The following is a 12,722-nucleotide window of genomic DNA, read 5'->3' as shown; positions in this document are numbered from 1 at the left end:
ATAACCCGCAACGCAGTGCGCGCGCAGTCAAGCATTCTGTGCACGGGAAACACAGCGCCGAGCGAGGGCACTGCCTAGCATGGGGGCACCAGAGATCGCCATTGGCGCAACACCAGGAGACACGAGATGGTTCATCCGACACGACGGCAATTGATCAAGGGCGCGGCTGCCACGGTGGGCGCGATGTCCATCGCGCCCGGGCTGATGGCGCAGGCCGCGCCGGTGCGCGTGGGCTATGCGATTGCCCGCACCGGGCCCTGGACGGGCGGCGCCCAGGTGAGTCAGGAGCCGAATTACCTGCTGTGGGCCGAACAGCAGAATGCTGCGGGCGGTTTGAGCGTCAAGGGCGTCAAGCGGCCGATTGAACTGATCAGTTCGGACGACCGAAGCGACGTCGAAACCTGCGTGCGTTCCTACGAGAAGCTCATGGGCTCGGACAAGGTGGATCTGGTCCTGCCGCCCTGGGGCAGCAATGCCAACTTTGCGGTGGCGCCGCTGGCGAACCGTTTCCAGTACCCCCTGCTGGCACCCACCGCGTTGTCACGGCGTCTGGTCGAGATGAAGCTGCCCTATTTCTTCCTGCTGCTGCAGCAACCCAAGGCGATGTGCGATGCATTGGTGGACATGCTCAAGGCCAACAAGGTCAAGAGCGTGGCGCTGATCTATGTGGATGACCTGTTTGGCCTGGAGAACTTCGCGGCATTCAAGGTCGCGCTGCAGGGTTCGGGGATCAGCCTGGTCGAAGACAAGAGCTACCCCGGCGGCGTGAAGGACCTGTCTCCGGTACTGCGCTCGATGAAGGACAAGAACCCGGACGCCTTTGTCGGCTTCACCTACCCGCCGGACACGATCCTGGCCAGCAAGCAGGCCAAGGAAGTCGGATTCAACCCGAAGTTCTTCTACGCGTCGGTGGGCACGGCCTTCCAGCTTTACAAGAACGTCATGACGCCGGCCGGCGCCGAAGGCGTGCTCGGCATGGGGTCGTGGAACAGCAAGACCAGCCCGGGCGCCAAGGCGTATTTCGATGCGCACACCAAGAAGTTCGGCGGCAAGGAGCCGGATCGCTGGGCCAGCGGCGCCTGCTGGGCGGGGCTGGAGATTCTGACGGCAGCGGTGGCGAAGCATGGCCTGGACCGCAAGGCCATCCGTGATTTCGTGGCCGACACCACGCACAAGACCATCATCGGCGATATCCGTTTCACGGGCAGCGAGAACACTGCCACGCTGGGAACGGTGAGCCAATGGCAAAACGGCGAGTTTGAAGTGGTCTGGCCGGAGAAACTGGCCACGGCGAAACTGAACCCGACCAAACCGGCCTGGAAATAGGCAAGCCCTCGCCAAACGTCGCCTTGAAGGCCGGGCGTTGCGGCCATGAGCTGGAGTGCCTGGCTTGGGGCTTGTACCCCGGGCGGGATTCCTGAGGCTGGCTCAAGGGCGCAATGGCATCCAGGAACCTCGTGCAGGGCTCTTTCGTATCTCACACCATGTCCATCACCGCCTGGCTCGAACTCGTCGCCTCCGGGCTGATTACTGGGGGCATCTACGCACTGGTGGCGCTGGGCCTGAACCTGCAGTACGGGCTGATGCGCATTCTGAACATCGCGCACGGCGAATTCCTGATGGTCGGCGCCTACCTGACGTGGATGGTGCAGACCTCGTTCGGGCTGTCCCCGCTGTGGATGGTGCCGGTCTCCTTCGGGCTGCTGATGGCGCTCGGCCTGGCGGTGCACTGGCTGTGCTTTCGTCGCCTGACGGCGACCTCGCCCAACCTGGACGTCTTCGAGGCGCGCGGCCTGATGGTGTCGTTTGGCCTGATGTTCTTGGTACAGAACTTTGTCTCAATGGTCTGGGGCGGCGATCTGCGCGGCTACGATTTCCTGACGGATCCGGTGAAGCTGGGTGAGATGCAATTCGCCAGCAACAAGCTGCTGGTATTTGGTCTGGCGGTGGTGTTCAGCGGCGCCCTGATCGCCCTGCTGAGGATGACCCTGCTCGGCAAGGGAGTGCGGGCACTGATGCAGTCACCCGTGGGTGCGCAACTGGTGGGCATCGACACGAAGCGGCTGCACCCGCTGATGTTCGGCATCGGTTTGGGCCTGTCGGGCGTGGCCGGGTGCCTGCTGTCGATGGCCTACACGATCAGTCCGTCAATGGGCGAGCCCTACACCGTGACGGCGCTGATCGTCATCACGCTCGGGGGCTTCGGCAGCATGAGCGGGGCGCTCGCGGGCGGGTTATTGCTGGGGGTCATCGAGGCGCTGGGCATGCATTTCACCAATCCCTCGCTCAAGGCCTTGTTGTCGTACAGCGTGTTCATCGCGGTATTGCTGTTGCGCCCGAAAGGGCTTTTCGCCAAATGAACAACCGACAAGGGCTCGTTCGCGATCTGCTGGTCCTGTTCGGCCTGACTGGATGGGCCATGGCCCTGCCGCACTACGGCAGCGAATTCGTCGTCTCGATGGTGCTGACCTGCCTGATGTATGTCGCGCTGTCGTCGAGCTGGGCGCTGTTCTGCGGCAGTTCGCGCTACCTGTCGTTGGCGACGTCCGCGTTCTTCGGCATTGGCGCCTACACCAGTGCGCTGGTGCTGGAGCCGCTGGGCTGGGGGGCTGCCATTGCCCTGGGTGCCGGCCTTGCCACGGTGGTCGCGGTGGTGATGGGGGCGGCCGTGCTGCATCTGCGTGGGACCTATTTCGCGGTGCTGACCTTCGGCATGACCGAGCTGATCCGTCATGCCATCAGCTATTTCGAAAAGCAGGTAACGGGCACCGTGGGCCGTGTGTTGACGGTGGTTCCCGATCGCGACACCATCTACCTCACGGTCCTTGGCCTGGCGGTGCTGGCGGTGGCCGTTTCCATCGGCGTGCGGCGGCATCGCTTTGGCCTGGCGTTGCTGGGTATCGGCGCGGACGAGCAGCGCGCCCAGACCCTGGGGGTGAATACACGGCTCGTGAAAATCGCCGGCTTTGCCCTGACGGCGGCGTTTGCCGGCGCGGTGGGTGCCGCCATGTCCGTGCGCTGGACCTACATCGACCCGCACACGGTGTTCAACCCCTTCATCGGGTTTCAGACGGTGCTGATCGCCCTGATCGGCGGGGCGACGACGCTGTGGGGCCCGCTGATTGCCGCCATTGTGTTCAGCGTGCTGGCCGAAACCCTGCGCCTTCAGGTGCCGCAGCTGTACATGATGAGCCTGGGCTTACTGCTGATCCTCTCGGTGCTGTACCTGCCGGGCGGTCTGGCCTCGCTGCGCTGGACCACGTTTGGCGACTGGGGCCGCGATCTGCGCAGACGCTGGCGTCTGCTGCTGGCACGGGAGGACGAACCCCGTGGCTGAGGCGCTTCCCATCCTGCTTGACGCCCGCGATGTCACCGTGCGCTTCGGTGGGCTGACCGCTGTGGACGCAGTGAGTGCACGCTTCCATGCGGGCGAGCTGGTCGGCATCATCGGCCCCAACGGTGCGGGCAAGACGACATTTTTCAATGCCATCTCGGGTGTGACGCCGGTGACTTCGGGCCAGTTGATCGCAAATGGACAGGATCTGACGGGCAAGGGGCCGCATCATTTTGCCGCCAGCGGCCTGGCGCGCACCTTCCAGACGCCCCGTGTCTTTGCCGACATGAGCGTGGCGGCCAACATCGACTTTGGCCTGCAGTTTGCGGGCCGTCGCCGCAAGGCACCCTGGCTGCTGCGTGATGAGGCCAGCATCCTGGCGCTGATCGGCCTGTCGGCCCAGGCGGACCTGCCGGCCGGCGCGACGACGCCCTCGCAGCAGCGGTTGCTGGAGATCGGCATGGCGCTGGCCACGCGACCGCGACTGCTCCTGCTCGACGAGGTGGCAGCCGGACTGACCGAGGCCGAGGTCGAAACCATGGCGCATCTGATCCGCCGCATGCGCGACGAGCTCGACCTGACGGTGGTCTGGATCGAGCACGCCGTGACCACCTTGTTGCGCCACGTGGAGCGCGTGATTGTGCTGCACCAGGGACGCAAGATCGCCGATGGGCCTCCGGCCGAGGTCGTGCGCAATGCCGAAGTGATCGAGGCCTACCTGGGCGACGAGATGGCCGAACCGGGGGGGGGCTCCACATGATGTGGTACGACCCGCAGCCCTTCACGCTGGGCGGGGACCCGCGTGCGAATCTGAAGATCACCGGTCTGAGCGCCGGTTATGGCCCGTTTCTGGTGCTGCGTGATCTTGCGCTGGAGGTCCGGCCCGGCCTCACCGTGATCCTGGGCCCCAATGGTGCGGGCAAGACCACGCTGCTCAAGGCGCTCGCAGGGCTGATCCCGCGCCAGGGCGAGGTGCTGCTCAACGGCGAGGTGCTGCCCACGCAGACGAACGAGATTGTCCAGCGCGGCATGGCCCTCGTGCCCGAAGGGCGCCAGCTGTTTGCACAGATGACGGTGACGGAAAACCTGGAGCTGGGCGGCTGGCTGGTGCCCAAAGCCGAGCGCGCCCGGCGGCTGGAAGAGGCGTTCGCCGATTTCCCCAAGCTGCGCGAGCGGGCCCATCAACTGGCGGGCACCATGAGCGGCGGCGAGCAGCAGATGGTGGCGGTGGCGCGCGCCATGATGAGCGGGCCGCGCCTGCTGATGCTCGATGAGCCCTCGCTGGGTTTGGCACCGAAGATGGTCGCCGAGCTGCTGGGCATGGCCCGGCGCATCGCCGATGCCGGCACCACCGTGCTGATGGTCGAGCAGAACGTCAAGAAGGCAATGGCCGTGGCCGACCGCGGCTATGTGCTCGAGCGCGGCACGCTGGTGGCCAGTGGCCCGGCCACGCTGCTGGCACGCTCGACGGTGATCCGTGAAGCCTATCTCGGGGTGGACGCCGCGGTCAGGACGGCCGCGGTTTCCCGCACAGCCTCATCCGCCCTTCCGGCCTGAACCCAGGATCTTTTTCTCACCCAAGGAGTTTCACCATGTCCGATCTGTCCATGCTTATCAACGGCCTCAAGGTTTCGGCCGAAGGCGGCACGACTTTCGAGCGCCGCAACCCGCTCGACGGCAGTGTCGCCACGCGCGCGCCGGCCGCCTCGCCCGCGGACGCCGTGCTGGCGGTGGAGGCCGCCGCCGAGGCCTTCAAGTCCTGGAGCCAGACCGGCCCCGGCGCACGCCGCGCGCTGCTGCTGAAGGCGGCCGACGCGCTGGAGGCGAAGACCCCGCAGTTCATCGACGCGGTGTCCGCCGAGACCGGGGCCACCGGCATGTGGGCCGGCTTCAACGTGATGCTGGCCGCCGGCATGATCCGCGAGGCCGCGTCGCTGACGACCCAGGTGGCGGGCGAGGTGATTCCGTCCGACGTGCCGGGCAGCCTGGCGATGGGCATCCGGCAGCCGGCCGGGGTGGTGCTGGGGATTGCGCCGTGGAACGCGCCGGTCATCCTCGGCGTGCGCGCGATTGCCACGCCGCTGGCTTGCGGCAACACCGTGATCCTCAAGGGCTCCGAGAACTGTCCGCGCACGCACCAGCTCATCGTTGAAGCCTTTCAGGACGCGGGCTTCCCGCCCGGCGTGGTGAACTACCTCACCAATGCGCCGGCGGACGCGGGCGCCGTGGTCGAGGCCATGGTGGCGCACCCGGCTGTGCGGCGGGTCAACTTCACCGGCTCGACGAAGGTGGGCCGGATCATCGCCATGACCTGCGCCAGATACCTCAAGCCGGTGGTGCTGGAGCTCGGCGGCAAGGCGCCGATGGTGATCCTGGACGACGCCAATATCGAGGATGCCGTCAACGGCGCGGCTTTCGGCTGCTTTGCCAACAGCGGGCAGATCTGCATGAGCACCGAACGCATCATCGTGGACCAGAAGATTGCCGACGATTTCGTGAAGAAGTTCGCCGCCAAGGCCGGCGCGCTGCCCCTGGGCGACCCGCGCAAGCCCGACCCGGTGGTGCTGGGCTCGGTCATCGGCATGAGCACGGTGGAGCACTGCAACGCGCTGATAGACGACGCGCTGGCCAAGGGCGCCGGACTGTTGTGCGGCGGCAAGGCCGACAGCACGCTCATGCCCGCGACCGTGCTGGATCATGTGACCCCCGCGATGCGCATCTACCGCGAGGAAACCTTTGGTCCGGTGAAGTGCATCGTGCGGGTGAACGGCGTGGAAGAGGCCGTGGCCTGCGCGAACGACAACGAATACGGCCTGTCTGCCGCGGTGTTCGGCGGGGATATTGCGCGCGCCTTCAACGTGGCGCGGCGCATCGACTCGGGCATCTGCCATGTCAACGGCCCGACGGTGCACGACGAGGCGCAGATGCCCTTCGGCGGTGTCAAGGGCAGCGGCATCGGCCGCTTCGGCGGCAAGGCCGGCATCGCGGAGTTCACCGAGTTGCGCTGGATCACGGTGCAGACCACGCCGCGGCATTACCCGTTTTGAGTGGCTGGGGTGTCCGTTAGATGCGCGGACATCCTGCCCCTGTTTCCCCTGTCATCCGGGCATGCGGGTGTCAGGTCACCGGGGCGGGCCGGGTGTCGATCTCCAGTTTTGTCAGCCAGATCAGTGCTTCGGCGGTGCTGGTGCCGCACATCTCCTGCGACGGCATGAGCTGACCGCAGACGCTGGGGCGCTGCGGCTGGCCAAAGATGCGGCAGCGGTTGGCCGGGTCGAGCTGCACGCAGCGTACGCCGGCTGCCTTGCCGGCGGGCATGCCGGGGTTCCCTGGAATGGGCGAACTGATGGAGGGCGCGATGCAGCAGGCGCCGCAGCCGGGACGACAGATCATTCGGAATCGGCCCGAGGGCGAAGGTACGGAAGGAGCCGCCGTAACATCAAAAACAATAGCGAAAGGTGACCAGTTGGCGCTGGGATGGAAGACATTTTGTCATATTTCTTCCGACAGGAGCCTCTGGAGCCGCATGGCGGGTGCGCTTGACCCTCAGGCGCCCTGCAGCCGCCGGCTGGCCCACAGCACCTGTTCGACCACGGCGCGGACCCGGCCGCGGCTGGCGTCGCTCATGAGCTGGCCCTCGGCGTCGAACGCTTCGGCGGCTCGGGAGAGGGCAAACTGGTTTGGCGCCACCCAGCACTGGAGCAAGGACAGCAGCGGCGCCAGATGGCTCAATGAGCGCAGGCCGCCCAGGGCGCCGGGCGAGGCGCTGAGCAGGCCGACCACCTTGCCTTCAAAGGGCAGGGTGCCGTTGGACCATTGCGGATGTCCCTTGACCGGGCTGGAGACCCAGTCGATCGTGTTCTTCAGCAGCGCGGTGTAGCTGCCGTTGTATTCCGGCGAGCAGAGGATCCAGGCCGGATGGGCGTGGAACAGCGCCTTCAGCCGGAGGGCGGCCTCGGGGGTGCCGCGGGCCTCAAGGTCGGCGTTGTAGATCGGGAGTTCGAAGTCCGCCAGCTCGATGTGGGTGACCTCTGCGCCAGCGGCGCGCGCCAGGTCGGCTACCACATGGGCGAGCTTTCGGTTCCAGGAGCCGGCGCGGGTGCTACCGGCCAGGACGAGCAGTTTGTTTGAAGGGACCATGCGGGGCATTGTGCCTCCCAGGGTCCAGCCCCTCTCGTCGACAGGATTACGGGTACAGGCCGCGCAGTTCACGCGCCTGCAGGATGCGCTTGCAGGCGACGATGAAGGTGGCGGTGCGCAGGCTCACTTTGTTCTCCTCGGCGACCTGCCAGATGGCGGCGAAGGCGTCTTTCATGATGCGGACCAGGCGAGCATTGATCTCGTCCTCGCTCCAGAAAAAGCTGGAGAAGTCCTGTACCCACTCGAAGTAGCTCACTGTGACGCCGCCGGCGTTGGCGATCACGTCCGGCAACACCAGCACATTGCGCTCATGCAGGATGTCGTCGGCCTCGGGCGTGGTGGGGCCGTTGGCGCCTTCGATCACCATGCGCGCGGCGATCTGGCCGGCATTGACAGCCGTGATCTGGCTCTCCAGTGCCGCGGGTATCAGGATCTCGCAGGGTACGCTCCAGAAGGCGTCATCGGCCATCGTCTCGGCGGCGGCGAAACCGGCCACGCTGCCGTTGAGGCGGACGTGCTCCAGCAGGGCGGGCACGTCCAGACCGGCTTCACGGCAGATGGTGCCGCCATGGTCCTGCACGGCGACGATGCGGGCGCCGGCCTCGGCAAACAAACGGGCCGCGATGCCGCCCACGTTGCCAAAACCCTGCACCGCGATGCGGGCGCCCCGGATGTCCATGCCGATGCGCTGCGCGGCTTCCATGCCGATCGTGAAGACACCGCGGCCGGTGGCCTCGCGTCGGCCGAGCGAGCCGCCCAGGATCACCGGCTTGCCGGTCACCACGCCGGTGGCCGTGGCGCCTTCGTTCATCGAATAGGTGTCCATCATCCAGGCCATGGTCTGCTCGTTGGTGTTCACGTCCGGCGCCGGAATGTCCTTGTTGGGTCCGATGATGATGCCGATCTCGCTGGTGTAGCGGCGGGTGACGCGTTCAAGCTCGCCCAGTGACAGCTTTCGCGGGTCGACGCGGATGCCGCCCTTGGCGCCGCCGTAGGGCACGTTGACGGCCGCGTTCTTGACCGACATCCAGGCCGACAGCGCCATCACCTCGGACAGCGTCACATCCTGGTGAAAACGCACGCCGCCCTTGCCGGGTCCGCGCGAGGTGTTGTGCTGCACCCGGTAGCCCTCGAAGTGAGACACGCTGCCATCGTCCATGTGGATCGGCACATCGACGATCAGGATGCGTTTGGGGCGCTTGAGTGTCTCGACCCAACGCGCCAGGTGGCCGAGGTAGGGTGTCACGCGGTCGACCTGTTTGAGGTAGTTACCCCAAGGGCCGAGATGGTCGGCCTGCAGGTAGGACGGAAGGGCGTGGGTGGCGGGGGGGTTGGCCTGGGCCATGGCGGGTCTCCTTGGTTGTTTTCGATGAGACGCAAGCTTAGACCGGCCTGCGCGGCTTGTCCAAGGCTGGAAATTGGACGGCGTATGCAAAGAACGTATAAGGCATCCGTCGCTGCAATGACGACGGGCCAGTCCTTCAGCGCTCGCCGGCGCTGCGGTAGCCGTGGCGCTCGAGCATGCGGTAGGCGGTGCGCTCGGAGACGCCCAGGGCCTCGGCCACCTGGCGGCGGTTGCCGCCGTACTTGGCCAGCAGGCGACCCAGGTATTCGCGCTCGATGGCTTCCAGCGTGGGTTCGCCGGTGAGCACCAGGCTGTCCGGTGGCGCTGCCTGGCTGGCGTCGGGCGACGCGCCTTTCTGGTACCGGCGGTCCAGCGCACGCTGCACCACGCGTTCCAGCTCTTCCAGATCCACCGGCTTGACGAGATAGTCTGCAGCGCCCAGGCGCATCGCCTCCACCGCCTGCGTGACGTTGCCATAGGCGGTGAGCATCACCACCGGCATCCGGGCGGCGAGTTCGGTCAAGGGCAGGAAATCGGCCGAGTCCGGCAGCTTCATGTCCAGCAGCACCAGGTCGGGCTGCAAGATCGGCAGGCGCTGGCGGGCGCCGGCCCAGGTGTCGGCGCTGCCCACCGCATGGCCGGCCTTGGCGAGCTGGCGGGTCAGCAGGCGGTTGAGCACCGGGTCGTCTTCGACCACGAGCACAGTGCTTTGGGTGTCGGCGGGCTTCTCTGGGGTCATGGCGGGGGCGCCGGCGGTTGCGCGGGCTGGGGCTCGGGTGAGTTGCCGGATGGGGTGTCTGCCGCGGATTCTGCCTTGCGCAGGCGCAGTGTGAACGTGGTGCCCTGACCGGCTTGGCTGCTGACGCTGATCTGCCCCCCGAAGTGCTCGACCAGGCTCTTGCAGATGGACAGGCCGAGACCCATGCCGTGCTGGCCGTCGGCGCGCCGGCTGAAGAAGGGCAGGAAGATGCGCGGCAGGTCTGCGGGGGCGATTCCGGTGCCGGTGTCGCTCACGGTGACGCGAAGGTGCTGGTCGTCCAGCGGCTCGGCGGCGATGTGAATGCGGCCGCCCTGGGGCATCGCATGCAAGGCATTGTGGACGAGGTTGACGAACACCTGCCGCAGTTCGGCCCGGTCGCCCAGCACCAGACCACCGGGCGGCTTGACATCAACCGACGCGGTCACGCCGCGCTGGCGGCATTCTTCACCGAGCAGGGCGAGCACATCGTCGATGGCCGCCGCGAGCGACACCGGCTCCGGGTTGTCGCCCGGCGGGTGACTCATCTGCATGAGGCGATCGGTGGCCAGCACAGCGCGGTCGATCTGGTCGTCCACGAGCTCAAGGTATTCGACCAGCTCCTCATGGCTGATGTTTTTCGCGTTCAAGCCGCGCAGGCTGGCCTGCAAGGCCAGGCGGATGGACGCCAGCGGGTTGTGGATCTCATGGGCCACGCCGTTGGCCAGCAGGCCGATGGTGGCCAGGCGCTGCTCCTGCGAGAAACGGATGGAACGCTCCAGCGGTCGCAGCACCTCGACGGTGAGCCATTCGCCGCCGGCGGAGAGGGGCGCGGCCTCGATCTCGACCGGTATTTCGCTGCCGTCGCGGTGGCGCAGGCTCATGACGGTGCGCAAGGTGTGCGGCGAATTGCGCAGTTCGGCGACCGGGCAGCTGACCAGCGTGGGCGGGCAGGGTTCTGTCTGGCCGCGACCCATCTGGTGGCAGCAAGCCTGGACGATGTCGGCGTGGGCCTGGCCGATGAGCTGGCCGTAGGCCGCGTTGGCAATGCGGATGCGGTAGTCCGGGCCCACGACGAGCACCGGGTCGGGGATGGCGTCCACCAGTTGCTGCAGGAATCCCTGCTGGGCGCGCAGCGAACCGACGGTGGCGTCGATGCGCTCGGCCATGGCGTCGAAGTGGCGCCCGAGGCGCGCGAACTCGTCGTTGCCCGACATCGCGGCGCGGGCGCTGATGTCGCCGCAGGCGATGCGGTCGGCAGCCGCGGTCAACTGTTGCAGCGGCTGATTGATTTGTCTGCGCAGGGTCCATGCGGTCATCCCGCCAAACAGGGCGAGGGCTGCCAGACCCAGCACCAGCAGCGCGCTGTGCGTGTGCAAGCCGGTGCCGGCGGGCAGGGGCTCCAGGTCGACCAGCAACACGCCGTTGACCGGTCGTTCGGCCGGGCTGCGGTGGCACTGGATGCAACGTGCCTGATTGGCGATCGGGTAGGCCACGCGCAGCGCGGCGCCATCGGGTGTTTCGGTCCAGTCATACCGGGGGCCGGGCAACTTGCAGCCCGCTTGCAGGCACAGGCCCTCCAGGGCGCCGCTCGGGTGTTCATCCAGCAGCGCGGGGTCGGAGGCAAAACGCACCTGGCCGCGCACATCGAGCAGCCGGGCGCGAGCCACCCCGGGGGCCTGGCCCAGCGCTTCCAGAATATGCCCCAGGCCCGCCAGGTCGCGGCGCAACATGGCGTTGTGCAGGCTGGCCTCGAACACGGTGGCGAGCCGTTTGGCGGCGACCTCCTGCTCGCTGCGCAGGCTGCGTTGCCCCATCGACAGGGCCAAAGCGGTGAGCACGACGCCCGAGGTGGCCAGCGCGATCAGCAGTCCGGCCAGCAGCCGGCGCGTGACGGAAGAGGTCAGCCAGTGGCGCAGACCCCGCGTCGGGGCCTGTGCCGGGGTAGCTGGCGAGGCGCTCGCGGGGCGCACTTCGCCCTGAGGGGCTGCGGTGTGAGCGCCTTCGGGCGGCCGGGCGGTGCTCATACCCCGTTGCCTCCAGGCTCCGATGAGGTCTGGACCAGGCGGTCCGGTCGGGCAGGACGTCCACGACGGCAGGTCGGGCAGGGGCCGGGTTCGTCGGTGCTGGCGCCGCCGGGTGAGGCTTGGCGGTGGTAGGACACCCGACAGACCGGACAGGTCTGGCGCACGAGCTCAAACACCTGCTGCGCCGGCGGATGGGGCTGGCCGGGGCCGGCGAGGGACAGCGCCTGGCTGTCGCAGACGTCCAGACACAAACCGCAGCCGGTGCAGCGGGCCATCTCGCTGGTCAGGCGGTCGACGGGTCCGTCGGGATCGGCGATCTGGGTCAGGGCCCGCTCGGGACATAGGTTGGCGCAGGCCATGCACCAGGTGCACCGGTCGGGATCCAGACGGACCTGCCACAGGGGGCTGGCGGCGCCGCCGCGCGGGCCGGGTGCCGCCAGCGTGCGCACCAGGCGCTGCCGGCCGCTGGTGAGTGGGGCCAGGGTGGACGGTTGGGAGCGGTCCCGGGCTTGAGGCGCGGGGCCTTGCAACAGCTGCCCGAGGAAGCGCCGGCGCCGGGGGTCGGGCTGCTCGGTACGGCTGGCGCGGGCCTGCCATTGCCGGGCGTCGATGCGGGTCAGGGCCGGCGCAGGCTGGCCGGCCCGCGCCAGGCGCTCGGCCACCGGTTGCCAGCGGGCCTGAAGGGTCTGGGCAGGGCGGCGGTCGCAGGTGTTGCAGTCCCCGCTGGCCAGGCGCACCTGGGTGATCCGATGGCGCTGGTGCCATTGCAAGAGCCAATCCGGCGTGAGCGCATGCAGGCAGGCGGTGAGGCCGGCGGAGCTGGAGCCGGCATCGGTCTTGACGATTCCGGCGCGCTCGCAGGCGAGCCACAACTCGCGACCTGTGTCGGTTGTGAGGATGGGTGTCGGGGAGGGAACCTCCAGGGCCTCGTGAGGACAGGCCGCCACGCACAGGCCGCAGCCGTCGCAGAGCGCTGCGTCAAAGGCGAGTCCGGAGTCCAGCAGCTGCCAGGCCTGGCGCGGACAGGCAGCGACACACGCCTGGCAGGTGGCGCTGGCAACCCGCTGGTGCGCGCAGCGCTGCGCGTGGATGGTCAGCGTGGGGGGCTCGGGGGTGGTCCGGTTCATGGGCCGGTCGATG

At 67.6% G+C, this 12,722-nt stretch carries 12 protein-coding genes; 6 read left to right on the top strand and 6 right to left on the bottom strand.

Annotation, left to right across the window (positions count from 1 at the left end; translation table 11 throughout):
• Positions 1-126: 126 nt before the first annotated feature.
• The 6 genes from ACMUOY_RS01835 (at position 127) to ACMUOY_RS01810 (ending at position 6,381) form a co-directional block, all read left to right on the top strand.
• Entirely contained in the window at positions 127-1,326 is a 1,200-nt protein-coding gene (locus tag ACMUOY_RS01835) for an amino acid ABC transporter substrate-binding protein (RefSeq protein ID WP_413890493.1), read from the top strand.
• 158 nt (positions 1,327-1,484) lie between these two features.
• On the top strand, positions 1,485-2,360 hold the full coding sequence (locus tag ACMUOY_RS01830; RefSeq protein WP_413890491.1) for a branched-chain amino acid ABC transporter permease: 876 nt from the start codon (positions 1,485-1,487) through the stop codon (positions 2,358-2,360).
• Positions 2,357-3,337: a branched-chain amino acid ABC transporter permease gene (locus tag ACMUOY_RS01825; protein ID WP_413890489.1), complete on the top strand. Its 981-nt coding sequence runs from the start codon at positions 2,357-2,359 to the stop codon at positions 3,335-3,337. The genes ACMUOY_RS01830 and ACMUOY_RS01825 overlap by 4 nt, the downstream gene beginning before the upstream one ends.
• Positions 3,330-4,094 carry an ABC transporter ATP-binding protein gene (locus ACMUOY_RS01820; protein ID WP_413890487.1) on the top strand — a complete coding sequence of 255 codons (765 nt, stop codon included), beginning with the start codon at positions 3,330-3,332 and terminating at the stop codon, positions 4,092-4,094. Before ACMUOY_RS01825 ends, ACMUOY_RS01820 begins: the two co-directional genes overlap by 8 nt.
• Positions 4,091-4,891, top strand: coding sequence for an ABC transporter ATP-binding protein (locus tag ACMUOY_RS01815; RefSeq protein WP_413890485.1), 801 nt, complete (start codon positions 4,091-4,093; stop codon positions 4,889-4,891). The genes ACMUOY_RS01820 and ACMUOY_RS01815 overlap by 4 nt, the downstream gene beginning before the upstream one ends.
• 35 nt (positions 4,892-4,926) lie before the next feature.
• On the top strand, positions 4,927-6,381 hold the full coding sequence (locus ACMUOY_RS01810; RefSeq protein WP_413890483.1) for an aldehyde dehydrogenase: 1,455 nt from the start codon (positions 4,927-4,929) through the stop codon (positions 6,379-6,381).
• Positions 6,382-6,451: 70 nt separating this feature from the next.
• Here ACMUOY_RS01810 and ACMUOY_RS01805 read toward each other — a convergent pair whose 3' ends face one another.
• From ACMUOY_RS01805 to ACMUOY_RS01780, 6 genes are all read right to left on the bottom strand, one after another.
• The gene (locus tag ACMUOY_RS01805) at positions 6,452-6,727 is read right to left on the bottom strand and encodes a YkgJ family cysteine cluster protein (RefSeq protein ID WP_413890481.1); all 276 of its coding nucleotides are present in this window, start codon (positions 6,725-6,727) and stop codon (positions 6,452-6,454) included.
• Positions 6,728-6,880: 153 nt separating this feature from the next.
• Entirely contained in the window at positions 6,881-7,474 is a 594-nt protein-coding gene (locus ACMUOY_RS01800) for an NADPH-dependent FMN reductase (RefSeq protein WP_413890479.1), read from the bottom strand.
• Positions 7,475-7,520: 46 nt separating this feature from the next.
• Positions 7,521-8,819, bottom strand: coding sequence for a Glu/Leu/Phe/Val family dehydrogenase (locus tag ACMUOY_RS01795; protein WP_413890477.1), 1,299 nt, complete (start codon positions 8,817-8,819; stop codon positions 7,521-7,523).
• Between the two features lie 136 nt (positions 8,820-8,955).
• Positions 8,956-9,558: a response regulator transcription factor gene (locus ACMUOY_RS01790; protein ID WP_413890475.1), complete on the bottom strand. Its 603-nt coding sequence runs from the start codon at positions 9,556-9,558 to the stop codon at positions 8,956-8,958.
• On the bottom strand, positions 9,555-11,582 hold the full coding sequence (locus ACMUOY_RS01785; RefSeq protein WP_413890473.1) for a sensor histidine kinase: 2,028 nt from the start codon (positions 11,580-11,582) through the stop codon (positions 9,555-9,557). Before ACMUOY_RS01785 ends, ACMUOY_RS01790 begins: the two co-directional genes overlap by 4 nt.
• Entirely contained in the window at positions 11,579-12,709 is a 1,131-nt protein-coding gene (locus ACMUOY_RS01780) for a 4Fe-4S binding protein (RefSeq protein ID WP_413890471.1), read from the bottom strand. The genes ACMUOY_RS01785 and ACMUOY_RS01780 overlap by 4 nt, the downstream gene beginning before the upstream one ends.
• Positions 12,710-12,722 lie beyond the last annotated feature (13 nt).

The organism is Candidatus Skiveiella danica (assembly GCF_022705245.1).
In the GTDB taxonomy this organism is placed as follows: Bacteria; Pseudomonadota; Gammaproteobacteria; order Burkholderiales; family Burkholderiaceae_C; genus Skiveiella; species Skiveiella danica.
Note: the sequence above shows the minus strand (reverse complement) of the source record. Positions and strands in the feature narration are given on the sequence as shown.

What these genes read in the sequence shown, in the direction of transcription:
- ACMUOY_RS01790 (WP_413890475.1), bottom strand. Translation starts at nt 9,558, where the DNA reads ATGACCCCAGAGAAGCCCGCCGACACCCAAAGCACTGTGCTCGTGGTC.
- ACMUOY_RS01780 (WP_413890471.1), bottom strand. Translation starts at nt 12,709, where the DNA reads ATGAACCGGACCACCCCCGAGCCCCCCACGCTGACCATCCACGCGCAG.
- ACMUOY_RS01795 (WP_413890477.1), bottom strand. Translation starts at nt 8,819, where the DNA reads ATGGCCCAGGCCAACCCCCCCGCCACCCACGCCCTTCCGTCCTACCTG.
- ACMUOY_RS01825 (WP_413890489.1), top strand. Translation starts at nt 2,357, where the DNA reads ATGAACAACCGACAAGGGCTCGTTCGCGATCTGCTGGTCCTGTTCGGC.
- ACMUOY_RS01815 (WP_413890485.1), top strand. Translation starts at nt 4,091, where the DNA reads ATGATGTGGTACGACCCGCAGCCCTTCACGCTGGGCGGGGACCCGCGT.
- ACMUOY_RS01805 (WP_413890481.1), bottom strand. Translation starts at nt 6,727, where the DNA reads ATGATCTGTCGTCCCGGCTGCGGCGCCTGCTGCATCGCGCCCTCCATC.
- ACMUOY_RS01785 (WP_413890473.1), bottom strand. Translation starts at nt 11,582, where the DNA reads ATGAGCACCGCCCGGCCGCCCGAAGGCGCTCACACCGCAGCCCCTCAG.
- ACMUOY_RS01830 (WP_413890491.1), top strand. Translation starts at nt 1,485, where the DNA reads ATGTCCATCACCGCCTGGCTCGAACTCGTCGCCTCCGGGCTGATTACT.
- ACMUOY_RS01835 (WP_413890493.1), top strand. Translation starts at nt 127, where the DNA reads ATGGTTCATCCGACACGACGGCAATTGATCAAGGGCGCGGCTGCCACG.
- ACMUOY_RS01810 (WP_413890483.1), top strand. Translation starts at nt 4,927, where the DNA reads ATGTCCGATCTGTCCATGCTTATCAACGGCCTCAAGGTTTCGGCCGAA.
- ACMUOY_RS01800 (WP_413890479.1), bottom strand. Translation starts at nt 7,474, where the DNA reads ATGGTCCCTTCAAACAAACTGCTCGTCCTGGCCGGTAGCACCCGCGCC.